The organism is Bacteroides sp. B1-V-101, assembly GCF_023656585.1.
GTDB lineage: Bacteria > Bacteroidota > Bacteroidia > Bacteroidales > Bacteroidaceae > Bacteroides > Bacteroides thetaiotaomicron.
On record NZ_JAMOKH010000004.1, the window covers coordinates 255,888 to 270,250 of the forward strand.

Genomic DNA, 14,363 nt, shown 5'->3' on the forward strand with positions numbered 1-14,363 from the left:
TTCTCGAAATGACTGAAGATATAAAGAATAAACTTTTGATGTGTGCAGAGGTGTACCATTGTGCAGGTTTTATCGCAAGTGATCCGGTGCAGTTCCCTCATCGTTATACGCTGAAACAAGATATAGAGATTAGCGGACTGCTGACGGCAATTATGAGTTTTGGCAATCGCAAGCAGATATTGAAGAAAGCGGAAGAACTGCATAAGCTAATGGGAACTTCACCTTATCATTATGTATTATCCCGCCGGTGGGAGGAAGATTTTCCTTCCGGGGCAACCCATAGTTTTTATCGGATGCTGTCGTATGCTGATTTTCATGGATACTTCCGTCGGTTATATACGGCCTATACGCAGTTCGGAACTTTGGAAGATGCTTTGAAGGTATATTCCGGAATACCTATGGAGAAGTTATGTGCATTTCTTGAAGTTTCTGCCAAAAGTCCTCAAAAGAAACTGAATATGTTTTTACGTTGGATGATTCGTCGGGATTCAGAGGTTGATTTGGGCATTTGGGAGAGTTTTGACCGTAAAGACCTGATTGTTCCGTTAGATACTCATGTCTGTAGGGTAGCTTATTACTTCAAGTTGACGGATACGGAAACTTTTTCTCTGAAGAATGCTCGTCGGATTACTGCTGCATTGGCTGAAGTCTTTCCGGATGATCCCTGCCTAGGTGATTTTGCTTTATTTGGATTAGGAGTCAACGGGGAGATTTGAGTTGCAGAAGCTCTATAGAAGTATCAATCAAACCTCTATTAAGTCCGACATATAAAATGGGTTCTGTTTCTGCTGATTCGTTTTTATTTTTTGCTCCAGATTCGTGTATTAAGATTTAAGTCCTCTACAATAGAGACCAATGCATGAATCATGCTGAAATCGTTTTTGAGCTGGCTAAGGTCATCCATCGGTTTCCAGATGCTGGCTTCAAAATGATTTCTTGATTCGGGAATGGCTATCAGGATATTTGAATCTCTGAAACTAATTGTTATGTTTCTATTGAATTCTCTGTCTAGTGCAAGAAGTCGTTCCATCATTGAAGGAGAAAGAAGGTAGCGTGCTTCAATCTGGTCTGTAGAGTAAACATCGAATGTTTTCTCGAAATCCGGATTTTCCAGTTTCACCCGCGAACCGCTGGAGCTTAGTTTGAAAAGACTGTTCCTTAAGATAGTGGTATGGCCCTGAAAGTCTTTCTGAAAATCGGCAATGAAAAAGAAACCTTTAAAGATATCTACCCAATAGTGACTTGTCTGCCCTTTTGAATTGACACGTGTTTTTCTTTCTTCGGCATGAATTTCCGCACAGCAGAAGTCCGTTTTTCCTACACGTCCCTGTATCAGATCTTCTGTGTGATAACGGTCGGGAGAAGTGAACAAGGCACAGTTTCGAAATGTACTTTCTTTGATTCCCTCTTCGGGGGTGAAGACGGCATTTTCACAAAAAGATTGTAATATTTGTGCGATTACTTCCTTTTTATAATAGGAGGATAGCTCCTGTGATTTGGCATTTACACAACTGTAATATATCAACAAAGCAATACCTGCTGCAATGCCAATTCCAATGAGTGCGACATTGATATAAAGTGAAAATGCAATACCAATCACAAAAACAATTCCTCCTGCCCATGTCCCGGTGGAATGTCCCTGCTTCTTTAGTTCTTTGCGTTTTTGTTCAAGACTTTGCAGAGTAGAGGAAAGACTTTGTACCAATGTCTCAAATTGCGGACTTTCTGCCATATTATATATTGTTTTTTACTGATTCAACAAGTTATTCACATTCGGAACAGTACGTTCCTGTTCGGAAATGGAGAATACGTTTTTGCGTGTGAAACCGAACATACCGGCCAACAGATTTGACGGGAAAGTCTGTACTGCATTATTATAGTCAGTGACGCAAGCGTTAAAAGTTCGGCGTGCCGCCGAAAGCTGCTCTTCAGTTTCGTTAAGCGCACGTTGTAACTGTTCGAAGTTTTCAGACGCTTTCAGTTGCGGATAGTTTTCTGCAATGGCAAAAAAGTGTGTACAGGCTTGTGAGAAAGCAGAGTCCAGATTTTCTTTATCCTGATTAGAGAAAGATGCATACGACTTGTTGCGCATTTCCGTAATCTGTGCGAATGTGCTTTTTTCATGTTCTGCATATTCTTTGACTGTAGTTACCAGATTAGGAATCAAGTCGTATCTCTTTTTCAGCATTACGTCGATGGCTGCGAAAGCATTTTCCGTCTCATTTCTTTTTCGCACCAGTGAGTTGTAAATAGCGATGAAAATCACTACTACTACAGCTATAATAATTAGTATAGTCATAACTATATGTCTGGCATCCTCTTGCCGTTTTCTATATTTGTGAATTCGAAGTAGTTTTATTGCGTCAAAGATAAAGAATAAAACTGGAAAATAGAACAGTATTTGGGAGTAAAGAAGAATATATAGCGGAATATTTACTGAATATATCTGACAGAAACCGAATAAAAAAGAATTTCCGATTATCATCATAAAAAGCAGATGTGGAATCGACTTTTACAATGATAATCGAAAATTCAGATAAATCATCAGGACGCTTGTATTTTGTTTGTGTAGTCTTGCCAACCGGCTGCGGTTTTATATTTCTCTACAGATTCGGCGGGAACACGAATGACAGTAATATCATCCGGAAATCCGTACCATATCTTTTCAAATACTTGTGGAGGTGTTATCCCTTCTACCTTGACTTCTTTGATACCTGTGTTATTGAACGCTGAAAAATTAATCTGTGTCACATTTGCCGGAATGGTCAGTTGAGTGACTTTTCTGTTACCGCCCAATAATCCTTGTCCCAATATCCGGATACTTTGTGGAATTTCGAAACGTGTTAATTGGGGACATCCTTCCAGACAGTAAGGGTGAATCATAGCTTCGGGATCATCATTGAAAACAGTTCCGTAAGTTGTCACTTCCGTTAATTCCGGACAGTAATAAAAGGCTCTTTGCGCTATGTTTGTAACACCATTCGGTAACTTCACGGTTGTAATGCTACTTTCCCGGAATGCTTCCAACCCTATTGTTCTGACGTTCTCCGGAATCTCAATCGTTTTCAGTTGAGACGTCTTGAGGAATGCCTGTGCACCGATTTCTGTCAACGTAGCAGGTAATAATACTTCTTCAACGCCTGCATATACAAAGGTGCTTGCGGGAAGTTTAGTGAGTTTAGTCCGGCTTAAATCTGCTTTTTTCAGGTGATAGCAATAGTAGAATATGTTTTCCTCAAGCTGTTCCAGAGTCGAGGGAAATATAACTTCCTGAATAGTTGAATTGAAGAAAGCCATATCTCCGATGGATTTCAGTCCCTCATTGAGTGTCACCTTGTTTGTTTTACTGCCGTTGAAAGCGTTTTTAGGAATGGATTTCACGCTGTTGGGGAGTATGATTTCATCGTACCCTTTCAGGACTTCTGTCAGAACTCCGTTTTCCACACGGACAGGCGCCACCTGAATAGTAAAGCTTTTCTGCTTTCCTTCTATTGTTATGGTCACTTCCTGTTTGTCGACAGGGACAGATGACGAGAAACCACTGATCTGTTTTGGGGCAACATTCACAGACCGTTGTTTCCCATCATCATATTCACCTGTCACTTTGAGTCCAGTTAAGTCTATACTCTCTCCTAATGCATAAATCGTTTTTGCAGGCAGCTGGTCTATGGAAAAACGTTCAAGTAAGGCTCCTGTGGGTTCAGATGGTTGCTCCATCGGAGGCAGTTCCTTCTTGAATTCATCGTTTTCAGTGCTGCAACTCAGTAATGTAAGTCCTGTCATCATTTGCAGGCAAAGTACTATTATTATATTAAGTTTAGTTTGTTTCATTGTGATAAAAGCTTAGTTAGGGAATTGGGTTAAACGTATTTCTATTTTCACTACTTTACCTGCTTCTACGGTTCTGCCGGAAGACCATATCTGGTAGTTATCAGGTCCGCCACCTTCTTGTACCACGAACGTAAAGAACCGTTGCGACTGTGCTGCGAACCATTCTTCTTGTGGTAAAATAAAGGTGGCTATCCCGCTTTCATTGGTCCGGGCAACCGCAGTAGGTAAGGTCAGATTATCTTTCTCAAAAACTTTATAATCTTTTTCATTATACATCTTTACGGGAATACCCGTTGCAATTTTTCCATTCTCATCATAAACGACAACCACTACTTTAGCTTCTCTCACTTCTTCGTTTCCTTTTTCGCACGCTATTATAAAAAGTATGATACCTAGCAGAATAACAATCTTTCTCATAATCTTCTCTTTTTTCAATTTTTTCGAATGCAAAAGTAGTAAGACCGTATCATTTTTGAGTTATGATACGATCTTGTAAATCTAACACTCCTATTTAGATAGTGTTGATATTCAGATGATTATTTTGATTAGATCCTCAGATTTCTAACACTGGCCTAACACCTATCCGAAAAGTGATAAAAACAGGTCCTTGTTAGCTGTTTCTGCTGATTTGATACGTGATTTAAGTCGTGACTTACGGGCATATACATTGGCTACCGTATCTTTCATGAACAGGCTTATTACTTGTGGTGAAAAACCTACAAAGATATAGCAGAGTAACCGGATGTCAGCTTCTTTCATTGCAGGGAAATCATTCCGGAGTTTTTGCATAGCGTTGTCATGGCAGGTATTTACGATTAGCTCCAGTTCTTGCAGCATTTCATTATTTTCTGCAAAATCGGTGATTATTTGTTTCACTTCGTGGAACATGGCGGCCTGTTGTGATGCGGTATTCTCACGTTCATAGTAAGTTTTTCCCAGTTTGTCGATGATGTCAAAACGGGAGGTAATCAATCCTTTTAGATGGTTTTCAGTGTTGCGTTGTCCTTCCATGCGTTCGGTCAGAGTTTTGTACTCGGAATTGGCTTCTTCTGCCAGTAGCAGATAGTGGTCGGTACGTTCGCGTTGCAGTCGCAGGCGTTGGCGGGTGATGTAATAAGCCACTCCTATCATCAGAAGGATTACAGTTGCTGCTGCGATTTCCCAGATAGTACGGTTTTTCATCCGGTATTCGGCAAAGTCAGTCCGTTCTTTAAAATATTCGCGCTCCACCATACCGGCGGAAAACTGCATGTTCGAGCGTGTCAGCGAATCAGTCAGATAGATATAACGATGTATGTTATCAGTTGCTTTCTCAAAGTTCCTGGCTTGTGCTTCAATACGATATGCGGTATATTGCAGGTCGGCCAGGTCACGGATATCGGTAGTCTTTGTTTCTGCGAGAGCCAGGTAGTAGCGTGCGCTGTCTATACGATTTTTCAGGAGGTTCACATCTACCAGTGTATGGTATCCGTACAAGGTATCCTGTCGGGCGGAAAGTTCGATGCGTTGCAGCAGGTCATGAGGTATTTGTCGCTTGCCTGATACTACATAAAGGGAGGCAAGATTCGTGAGGCTGGCTTTTGCGAGGTGATCGTTCTTTTGTTCGTCGGCCAGATCAAGAGCGGCGGCGTAGAGACGCATTGCTTTCTCTATGTCTTTCGAATGAAAAGCTGCGGCTGCCATATCAAGTGTTGACTCCGTTTCTTCACGTACATTATCCGACTGCCGGAAGTTATTGCGGGCTTCACGGAAATAATGATAAGCCCGACTGTAGTTCATCTGTTCATAATATACTTCACCGATTTGCCCGTATAGCAGTCCTGCATAATAGGGCTCATTAGTGTCTTTCAGTTTCTCTTCTATTTTGAGAAAAAGGCGCAATGCTCCCGGTTTGTCTCCTGCCCGTAGTTTGATTCGTCCCCAATAATAGAGAGTCTTACATTGGTGTCGTAAATCTTTGGAATAGTGTTTATAATGGCTCCAAGCCTGGCGGATCAGCGAATCATCCGTTACCTTAATATGGTTTTTATCTAATGCTTCCGAATAAAGCAAGGCATATCTGGCCTGTTCGGCCTGACTGCCTTCCCGCCTGAGCTGCTTTAATATTGTCAAGGCACTGTCCGGCTTATTTTGTAACAGAGCTTCCGCCTCGTCAAGCCGGGAAATATGTTCTCTATTATAACATCCTGTAAAAAAGAGAATAGCTGATAGTCCAAGTATAATTCTGCATTTCATGCTGTGAATGTAGTAAAAATCTCTCGGATTTGAAATAAGGAGTAGTGCCTTTTTTTAATGATGACTGCATTGTCACATTATTTTTTATCGTTGTGATTCTTCCTGTTTCTCCATAACGTATATTATTGGGGAATTTGTTCGCGTGCAAAATAGAAATTAGCAGGTAAACGTTGAAGAACTTCTTCCTTTGATACGGAAAAATCAGAGTGGGCGTTGAATCGTTTTAGGACTAAGATTCCCACTTTTCGTGTACTTGTCTCGTCAGGGAAAGGAGCTACTGTATCAATGGCCGGAATAGTGGGCTGGTATATCAATACCTTCTGCTTTATGACGATTTGATATCCCCAGCCATTTTCTGATTGAAATATTTCTAATTCAGCTTTTGGTTCTTCTTCATCTTCAATTATTAAAATTGAGTGATGAAGAAGAATGATGATTAGCAATGACAACAGACTAATCCAAAGCGTGCTAGTTACGGTTTTCATATGCATCATTGTCGTCATATTCATAGGGATGCAGTTCCCAAATATCATCAAAGCGGTATGTGTTGCTTTTGCCTGTTACAATAAATCCTTTGTCATTATTGGAGAAGGAAGCAGTTGCTGTGCGGGGAGCGCCTTTGAACTTGGCAACCTCTTCCCATAAATCAGTAGCAGGAGAGTATTTCCATGTATTGCTGCGTAAGTCAGGAGCTCCACCGCAGGTCAGATAAGCCTGTCCGTCAATAACAAAAGCGACTCCATAAATTCGTGTTATACTGTTATATTTATTATCATATGTCGCATCAGATGTATCTGAAATATCGCGGAGTTGAATCCAGCGTTTTTGAGAAGGATCATATTTCCAGAAATCTTTCACATATTCACCATTATTGTATCCGGCGCAAACATAAGCAATATTATCTATCACAAAGCTGGCGGCTCCCCGACGCTTGCTGCCTCCCAGGCTCACAATTTGTTCCCATGTGTCAGTTAGCGGGGTATAGCTGTAGAAGTCTTTCAGGTAGTTCCCGTCATATCCGCTGCCCAGGTATCCTTTGTCTGACAATCCGAATGCTGTAGCATCATTGCGGGCGCTTCCCGGATAATCAGTTTTCGAACTCCATACATTTGTTTCCGGATTATACTCCCAAAAATCCTTGAAATAGTTTTTTCCGTCATAACCTGTACCGAAATATCCTTTAGTATCTATAGAGAAAGCTGTGGCTGAGCTGCGGGGAGTTCCTGGAAAAGAAGCTTTTTGTGTCCAGAAATCAAGTTCCATATCGTATTCCCAAAGGTCATTAAGATGTTTTCTGCCGTCATATCCACCGGTTAGATATCCCTTATTGCCAATAGTGAAAGAGGTTGCTTCCCCGCGTGCCAAACCGTCAAAGTCGGACACGCGATACCATTTACCCATTAAATCTTCGTCTTCCTCGTCGTTGCTACAAGAAATAGTGATAACAGAAAAGATTGTTATCAAGAGTACTAATAAATTTTGATGTTTCATCCTGTATAATCATATTATATTTATGGGTGCAAAAGAACAAGGCTTTCATGTGACTGACAAATTGAATCGGTGAGACTGCTGATTTGCACCGTAAACAGAGTATACAGGCAGGTGAATTGACTGGCAATATTTAAAAACAGGTTTTGCCTTTATGAATGATATATTCCCGGGGAGATATGAGTGGATTGACGGGTTAAAATTGTATGCTTGAATAGTAATTCTCTCTTTTGCCCTTAAAAAAGTACTATGCATAAATTGTTGATTGTTATTGGCTTTTGTTTAGTCACATTTTTAGGAGTGATATCGTGCTATGATGAGCACAATACTTTTGGGGACAGGTTAGTTGATTCAGATTTACGTAATATAAGGATGGACACAAGTTCAATTATCACAACTGCTGTTTTGATAGACTCTTTAGAAACCTCCGGAAAACAAGTTGTCCTGGCGGGCAGATACTTGCATCCGGTATGGGGGAAGGTCTCAGCTGCCAGTTATATTCCTTATTTGCGTCCGGAATATTCGACGGAAGCAGATGTAACGGTGTTGTTTGATTCATTGATGCTGATACTTTCGAGTAATAGTAGTTTTGTGGGAGATACTACTTTGTTGCAACAATATTCGATTCATTTGCTTTCTGAAAAAATAATGTTGAATGATAATGGTTATTTGTACAATAATTCTTCATTTGTTTATGAGTCCGAACCCTTGGCTGTTTACTCTTTTATGCCCAGGCCTAATGTTGCTGAAAAAATGGAAATTCGTTTGCCGGATAAGCTTGGGCAAGACTTGCTTACTCGTTTTCACAATCATGATGAATCGGTTGCTGTCAATCATTTTGAGGATTATTTTAAAGGAATTGTAATAGTCCCCGATGTACAACAGAGTTATTCATTATTGAGCTTTCAGGTATCAGATTCATTGTCGGCCTTAGTGTTGCATTATCATATTGAAGGAGGTTATGAGAATCATCAGCAATTGGTCTTTTCGCCGAATACTGTCACACAATTTAATCAGTTGACACATGATCGGCTTGATACTCCTATGGAACCTTATCCGTTGAAAAAAGTAGAAATACCTTCAGCGGATTTGGGAAATCGGGGACTGTTGTTTGCCGGCATCGGGTGGTATACCCGTCTTGAGTTTCCTTATCTGAACAATATAATGGAGCAGGGAGAATATGTGCATATTGAGAAAGCAGGATTGAAGATATATCCTGAATATGGAACTTATTCGGATTTTAACGCATTACCGGATAGTATCTTTTTGTACATAGCAGATGAAAATAATGTAGTGACTGATGCTGTGAAGGACTATTTAGGAAAGCAGGTGCAGGGAGGAAAGTTGGTGAAGGATGATTTATTCCTCGGAAATACATATTATTATTTTGATGTGACTCAATTTATGAAAGAAGAGTTGGGAGCTTCCGGAAAATACAAACATAATCTTCAGTTGGTATTCAATAGTGATGATTATACCAAGACATTGAAGAATCTGACTTTCAGTGCCCCCAATGGACAAAATCCTATTATTTTACAACTAAATTACAAGATATATGAAAGCTATTAACTGCATAACTTTTTTTTTGTTGATTACATTAAAAGCACAGGCACAGAACGTAATGACTTCATCGCCTTACTCCATGTTCGGTATAGGTGAACTGGAATCCGGACTTTACGGCCAAAATGCAGCTATGGGTGGTGTTTCTTATGGGATGCGAAATTCTACGCTGATAAATATCGAAAATCCGGCAGGATTGACAGCATTAGACAGTAAACGGTTATTGACAGAGCTCTCTATATTCGCAAAAAATGAATCATATACTTCCGGAAGCAGTTCTAATCAGGCTTTTACCGGAAGTTTCTCTGCTTTAATGCTGGGAGGGCGGGTTATTCCACGATGGTATATGGCAGTGAGTCTGACTCCCTATAGCTCAGTTGGCTATTATTTTCACTCTTCTCAGCCAATAGAAGGAGCCCCTCATGAAAGTTATGCTGCTGCATTTACGGGAAGTGGTGGAATATCAAAGGTAAGTTGGTCTAATGCTTATCTTTTATCTCGGCATTGGTCGTTGGGAGCGAATATCAGTTATCTGTTTGGCAACATTGTATTGTCTGAACAGCAAAGTGATCTGGTCGTTGAAAAAAGGATGCATGCGCGATCGCTTTATGCCAATTTAGGGATTCAGTATCATCGTGCATTGACTCATGATTTGTCTTATACATGGGGAGTTGTTTATGGTTATCGGCAGAAACTGAATATAACTAATCGGAAGTATATAGTAAATGACAAGACACAAGATAAAAAGAAGCAAAAAAGTCAGAAACAGAGTTTGCCTCAATATTTTGGAATAGGAGGGGCTGTACAGTATAAGAAATGTACGTATGCGATGGACTATGCTTTTCAGCAATATAGTTCTTTGACATCCGTAGATAGCCGGATCAAATTTCGGGATGTAAACGAATGTCGTATCGGAATTTGTTATTTTCCGAACGGTTACCCTTCAGACAGTTTTTGGAAACGAGTAGCTTATAAAACCAGAGTCAATATTTCTAATTCGTATATGGAAATTAATGGGAATCCGGGATTTTCTTTACGATTGAATGCAGGATTGAGTTTGCCTGTATTTAGAGGAAGAATTGATGCTGCTGTTTTTTATGACCGGACACAACTGAGAAAAGGAGCATTAAATCGGGATGTTGTAGGTATTACAGTTTCTTTTGCGTTGAACGAGATATTCTATAAGGGAAAACTTAAATGAACGAAATAGGACTTATTTGTAATATGCGATGCAATATAGCGCCCGAAATTTCATTTACTCATAAGAATAGGGCGGTTTACCGCCTGTTTTGTCCGTTTCGCCGGCTTGTTTAAGATAAAGTGGGCGGATTGATTATTTTTGTGGGGTTAAAAAACAAACAAGATTATGCTGCGATCGACAAGAAATGAATTTTTTATTGGGTTCACCATATCGGTGATTCTTTCTCTTTTTGCCAATTTTACATTGTTGATACGTCGTTATAATCTGATGATGGACTCAAAAGTGGCCGGCTTTTCTTTTGAATGGGAAAAATATGAACTATGGTTCTCTGTTTTCTGGTTTTTCTTTTTTTCTTTCGCATTATTTCTTCTTTATAGGTGGGTGTACAGGTGGGGGAATAAAATATTCAGGCGTGAAGAAATAAAGGTGATAGGCTTTACAATGGGAATTGTTTTAGTTGTTGCTTTGGGGTTAATCAGGCTATATCCTGTCTTAAATAAATTAGTTATAGGGAAAATATATAATAATGTATCCGGTTCTCATCCTTATGCGGGACGTTCGGTTTTAATAACAAAGGCTACCTCAAAGACGCTGGATGTACCTCCCGATTCTGTAGTGTATCATGATAAGGTTCGGGTAGGGGTCAATGCTGTATTTTCCACAGATTCTTATCCCAGTCCATTGTTGATAGAGCATATCTTTGTTTTGTTGACTATTATGTTAACTATGCTTTTACTCCATCTTTTAGATAAAAAGCAGGAGATGAAACTAGAATATGAAAAGATAAAAATTGAGAAACTACAAAATTCATATAATGCTTTGATGGGGCAAATCAATCCGCATTTTTTCTTTAATTCATTGAACGGACTAAATTCGCTGATTCGTATAGGAGAGCGGGAAAGGACACTTGAATATCTGGATGGTTTATCCAATGTTTTCAGGTACATTTTGCAAAGTAATCATAAGACGTTGGTGCCTCTTGATGAAGAACTACAATTTATCAAGGCATATACTTATTTACTTGGTGTGCGGTATGAGAATAAATTGTTTTTCTCTATTCAGGTTGACGAAATCTGTCTGCAGATGCGCCTTCCTATTCTCAGTCTGCTTCCACTGATTGAAAATGCAGTTAAGCATAATATTATCAGTATGCAACATCCTTTGCGCATTGAAATTTATACTACGTCAGAAAATTTACTTGTGGTCTCTAATCATATTCAACCCAAAATGGAAGAGCGCGTTTGCAATGGGATAGGTCTTAAGAATCTCCAGGGGCGCTATGAGATGTTGGTCGGCAGGAATATACAGATAGACGATTCTAATGGAGTTTTTACAGTCTCCCTGCCTTTATTAAATGTATTGAAATAAATTATGAAAGCGATAATTATTGAAGACGAGACGGCAGCTTTGAGTAGTCTGAAGGCTGTTTTACAGCAAAATTCGGTGGTTGAAATAGAAGTGATTGCGGAATTGGAAAGTATTGAAGATAGTGTGGAGTGGTTTCAATGCTCGTTACAGCCGGATCTTATTTTTATGGATATTCATCTGGCGGATGGATTGGCGTTTAAGATCTTCGAACAGGTAGATATTGTGGCTCCGGTGGTGTTTACCACTGCTTATGACGAATACGCTTTAGAAGCTTTCCGGGTCAGTAGCATTGATTATCTGTTGAAACCTGTGACCCTCAGTTCGCTGGAACATGCTTTGAATAAGTTTTTTCTTTTCAATCCTGCAGAACGGGAGGAGCATATTCAGAGAACTAATTCTGCCATTAAAAATCGTTGTGAAGTGAGAAAGCTACTGATTATGCTTGCTGATAAGTTTTATCCGCTTTCGATAGATGATATTTATTATTTCTATACTGCCCGGGAGAAAGTTACCGCCTATACCTTTGATGGAAAAAAGCACCCTGTAGACCGCACGCTGGATACGCTTGGCGAACAATTAGACCAGCGCTTTTTCTTTCGTGCTAATCGTCAATTTATTATATCCCGTAAATCCATCAGAGATGTAAATCTTTGGTTGGGTAACCGGCTTTCTGTCAACTTACTTTTGCCTGTTCCGGAGCGTATCATCATTAGTAAGGTGAAGACTCCGATATTTAAGAAGTGGCTTATGCAGGAAGATTACTGAAACTGTTCACCTTAAACTGCTGTCCTGTTCATCTGCGAAGAATCCCCGTTGGCCGGTGTTTAACTTTAGTCTATGAATGTTTTCCTTTAATTTGTATCTGGAAACCAGAACAATTAAAACAAGATGTTATGCTGAAATGTATCACTTTTGACGGGGATGTTACTACACTCAATGATTTGATGGAATATCTGGAACAGATAAACCGAATCTTGGCTGAAGTCAGTGCACAGCTAAGCAATAAACAAGTTGCACAACCTGTTTTTCTCCGTGAGGGAACTCGGATTGTGCGTCTTAATCAGGAAGATATTTTATATTTGGAAGGATATGGCGGAGATTATATTAAGGTACATCGGACAGAAGGAAAGCCTATACTTTCGCAAGTGAGTCTGAAACGTTTTGAGGAATGTCTTGGGGGAAATTTTTGTCGTGTGCACCGTTCCTATATTATTTCATTATCTCATATTAATTATATCGAGCGGAAAAGGATTCGTATCGGAGGTGCTCTGATTCCAATCAGTGATTCTTATCTACCCTTGTTAATGAGCAAGTTGTGTCTACAAATATAGGCTATAGCATAGATTCTAAATATTTTCAATGTATCACATTAAAAAAACATTCTTATGATTTACAAAATGAAATTATTAAAAACTGGAGTGAAGAATTTATTTTTTTTGCTGTTTCCAGTTGTTGCTTTATTGGTGGTTGCTTACACTCCTGTTCAGGCACAGGACTGTGCAGACAAGGCAGGTGTTCATACTTTCATGACATCGGGTATGATAAATGATACGGTTATCATTTCTCAAATAAAATCGGATTCTTTGGTTGATGCTGTCTCTTATTCTCCAGGAAGTATACCAGCTATATTTACTTTTCTAGGGAAAAACATTAATTATTTGCCAAAAGCAATTGAGAATAAGAGTCAGGGGGATATGATAGTGGATTTTACTTTGACAAAAAATGGAAAAGTAACAAATAGCAGGATTCTCAAAGGGATTTGTCCTGATTTAGATCAAGAGGTACTCCGAGCTATTAATGAATTGCCTGAATTGAAGTCTGTAAAGGAAGATGCAGATTATAGAGTAACAGTAAACTTTGCTTTACCGGATGGAGTGGTGGCATCTAAACCTCAAGTGTCTGTTACCGGAGTAGAAACAAGTCATTCGAAATTTGCTATGAGAAGAATGGCTGGAGCAAAGTATGGCTCTATGATTGTTTATGGGGCACCTAACACGGAAGGCGACTCTGTAGTTATAAAGACGACGACATCGATAACAACCTGCAATTCTGATAATGTTATTGATAACAATATCAGATAGGTTAAACCGAAGAAATTGATCCTTGTATTTTCAGGTAAGAAATACCTTATAATATTGGAGAAATAAACATCTTTAGTAATGCTTAAAAAATAATTTTAGTCTCACGGTCTCACTGTAGACTATCTAGTATGCTGACAATCATTAATATAATGAATGAGAGATACCTTTCCGAACAAGTGTCTCTCATTGTTTTTTCATCAAAAACCACCTATTTTCGATTATCTCTCACATCAAAGTAAGTACATAAGATGTGGTCCGCTATATCTGTTTAAAACCAGCAGTTATTTGTATGTTAAGTCACTGTATCCTAGATGTTATCCTATATATATAATTGTGTTAGCTAACTGACATCTTCATCGTTCCACCCGGATGAACAGTCCATATCACCTAGGTGGACAGGTCAGTTCATCCGGGTGCAATGATCTGTTCACCCGGGTGGAACGATGAAAATGTCAGTTAGTTAATACACAAACTTTATGTACTTCCCTAATAATGGTTGACTTGTTTATCTCTAATAGCTGCTATGTGTTGACTAGAAATATTACTAACCCTGGCAGCTGTTTACTTTATTATTTATTATTCCTGCCTCCGGTTTACTT

General features: G+C 39.4%; 14 protein-coding genes. 7 read left to right on the plus strand and 7 right to left on the minus strand.

What is annotated here, in order from left to right; all coding sequences use genetic code 11:
* Positions 1-8: 8 nt before the first annotated feature.
* Positions 9-716, plus strand: coding sequence for a TIGR02757 family protein (locus NBH01_RS05645; protein WP_070750095.1), 708 nt, complete (start codon positions 9-11; stop codon positions 714-716).
* Positions 717-799: 83 nt separating this feature from the next.
* Here the strand turns inward: NBH01_RS05645 and NBH01_RS05650 are convergent, their stop codons facing one another.
* The 7 genes from NBH01_RS05650 to NBH01_RS05680 all read right to left on the minus strand — a co-directional run bounded on the left by NBH01_RS05650 (position 800) and on the right by NBH01_RS05680 (position 7,557).
* A complete protein-coding gene (locus tag NBH01_RS05650; protein WP_070750094.1) occupies positions 800-1,732 on the minus strand; it encodes a DUF3137 domain-containing protein in 933 nt (310 codons plus the stop codon).
* Positions 1,733-1,747: 15 nt separating this feature from the next.
* Positions 1,748-2,299, minus strand: a complete 552-nt coding sequence (locus tag NBH01_RS05655) for a LemA family protein (RefSeq protein WP_055220211.1) — start codon at positions 2,297-2,299, stop codon at positions 1,748-1,750.
* 245 nt (positions 2,300-2,544) lie between these two features.
* Positions 2,545-3,831 (minus strand): leucine-rich repeat protein, encoded by a 1,287-nt coding sequence (locus NBH01_RS05660; protein WP_195582844.1) that lies wholly within the window; start codon positions 3,829-3,831, stop codon positions 2,545-2,547.
* 12 nt (positions 3,832-3,843) lie between these two features.
* A complete protein-coding gene (locus NBH01_RS05665) occupies positions 3,844-4,248 on the minus strand; it encodes a hypothetical protein (protein ID WP_234140887.1) in 405 nt (134 codons plus the stop codon).
* Positions 4,249-4,410: 162 nt separating this feature from the next.
* Positions 4,411-6,066 (minus strand): tetratricopeptide repeat protein, encoded by a 1,656-nt coding sequence (locus tag NBH01_RS05670; RefSeq protein WP_225694269.1) that lies wholly within the window; start codon positions 6,064-6,066, stop codon positions 4,411-4,413.
* A 122-nt stretch (positions 6,067-6,188) separates the two neighbouring features.
* Positions 6,189-6,551, minus strand: coding sequence for a DUF4907 domain-containing protein (locus tag NBH01_RS05675; RefSeq protein ID WP_225694268.1), 363 nt, complete (start codon positions 6,549-6,551; stop codon positions 6,189-6,191).
* Positions 6,535-7,557 (minus strand): Kelch repeat-containing protein, encoded by a 1,023-nt coding sequence (locus tag NBH01_RS05680; protein WP_022470638.1) that lies wholly within the window; start codon positions 7,555-7,557, stop codon positions 6,535-6,537. Before NBH01_RS05680 ends, NBH01_RS05675 begins: the two co-directional genes overlap by 17 nt.
* Positions 7,558-7,803: 246 nt before the next feature.
* Here NBH01_RS05680 and NBH01_RS05685 point away from each other — a divergent pair, with 246 nt between their 5' ends.
* The 6 genes from NBH01_RS05685 (at position 7,804) to NBH01_RS05710 (ending at position 13,764) form a co-directional block, all read left to right on the plus strand.
* Positions 7,804-9,123, plus strand: a complete 1,320-nt coding sequence (locus NBH01_RS05685) for a DUF4270 family protein (protein WP_070750090.1) — start codon at positions 7,804-7,806, stop codon at positions 9,121-9,123.
* Positions 9,110-10,315, plus strand: coding sequence for a BamG family beta-barrel-assembly machinery protein (gene bamG / locus NBH01_RS05690; protein ID WP_250700030.1), 1,206 nt, complete (start codon positions 9,110-9,112; stop codon positions 10,313-10,315). Before NBH01_RS05685 ends, bamG begins: the two co-directional genes overlap by 14 nt.
* A gap of 165 nt (positions 10,316-10,480) precedes the next feature.
* Complete coding sequence (locus NBH01_RS05695; protein ID WP_070750088.1) at positions 10,481-11,683, plus strand: sensor histidine kinase; 1,203 nt, start codon at positions 10,481-10,483, stop codon at positions 11,681-11,683.
* A gap of 3 nt (positions 11,684-11,686) precedes the next feature.
* Positions 11,687-12,448: a LytR/AlgR family response regulator transcription factor gene (locus tag NBH01_RS05700; RefSeq protein ID WP_070750087.1), complete on the plus strand. Its 762-nt coding sequence runs from the start codon at positions 11,687-11,689 to the stop codon at positions 12,446-12,448.
* A gap of 128 nt (positions 12,449-12,576) precedes the next feature.
* Positions 12,577-13,014, plus strand: coding sequence for a LytR/AlgR family response regulator transcription factor (locus NBH01_RS05705; protein WP_022470643.1), 438 nt, complete (start codon positions 12,577-12,579; stop codon positions 13,012-13,014).
* A gap of 54 nt (positions 13,015-13,068) precedes the next feature.
* Entirely contained in the window at positions 13,069-13,764 is a 696-nt protein-coding gene (locus NBH01_RS05710; protein ID WP_225694266.1) for a TonB family protein, read from the plus strand.
* The last annotated feature ends 599 nt before the right edge of the window (positions 13,765-14,363 follow it).

Excerpts from the sequence above, each read along its gene's own strand:
- NBH01_RS05665 (WP_234140887.1), bottom strand. The coding sequence starts at position 4,248 with ATGAGAAAGATTGTTATTCTGCTAGGTATCATACTTTTTATAATAGCG.
- NBH01_RS05645 (WP_070750095.1), top strand. The coding sequence starts at position 9 with ATGACTGAAGATATAAAGAATAAACTTTTGATGTGTGCAGAGGTGTAC.
- NBH01_RS05680 (WP_022470638.1), bottom strand. The coding sequence starts at position 7,557 with ATGAAACATCAAAATTTATTAGTACTCTTGATAACAATCTTTTCTGTT.
- NBH01_RS05675 (WP_225694268.1), bottom strand. The coding sequence starts at position 6,551 with ATGAAAACCGTAACTAGCACGCTTTGGATTAGTCTGTTGTCATTGCTA.
- NBH01_RS05655 (WP_055220211.1), bottom strand. The coding sequence starts at position 2,299 with ATGACTATACTAATTATTATAGCTGTAGTAGTAGTGATTTTCATCGCT.
- bamG (WP_250700030.1), top strand. The coding sequence starts at position 9,110 with ATGAAAGCTATTAACTGCATAACTTTTTTTTTGTTGATTACATTAAAA.
- NBH01_RS05695 (WP_070750088.1), top strand. The coding sequence starts at position 10,481 with ATGCTGCGATCGACAAGAAATGAATTTTTTATTGGGTTCACCATATCG.
- NBH01_RS05700 (WP_070750087.1), top strand. The coding sequence starts at position 11,687 with ATGAAAGCGATAATTATTGAAGACGAGACGGCAGCTTTGAGTAGTCTG.
- NBH01_RS05705 (WP_022470643.1), top strand. The coding sequence starts at position 12,577 with ATGCTGAAATGTATCACTTTTGACGGGGATGTTACTACACTCAATGAT.
- NBH01_RS05670 (WP_225694269.1), bottom strand. The coding sequence starts at position 6,066 with ATGAAATGCAGAATTATACTTGGACTATCAGCTATTCTCTTTTTTACA.
- NBH01_RS05660 (WP_195582844.1), bottom strand. The coding sequence starts at position 3,831 with ATGAAACAAACTAAACTTAATATAATAATAGTACTTTGCCTGCAAATG.
- NBH01_RS05710 (WP_225694266.1), top strand. The coding sequence starts at position 13,069 with ATGATTTACAAAATGAAATTATTAAAAACTGGAGTGAAGAATTTATTT.
- NBH01_RS05650 (WP_070750094.1), bottom strand. The coding sequence starts at position 1,732 with ATGGCAGAAAGTCCGCAATTTGAGACATTGGTACAAAGTCTTTCCTCT.
- NBH01_RS05685 (WP_070750090.1), top strand. The coding sequence starts at position 7,804 with ATGCATAAATTGTTGATTGTTATTGGCTTTTGTTTAGTCACATTTTTA.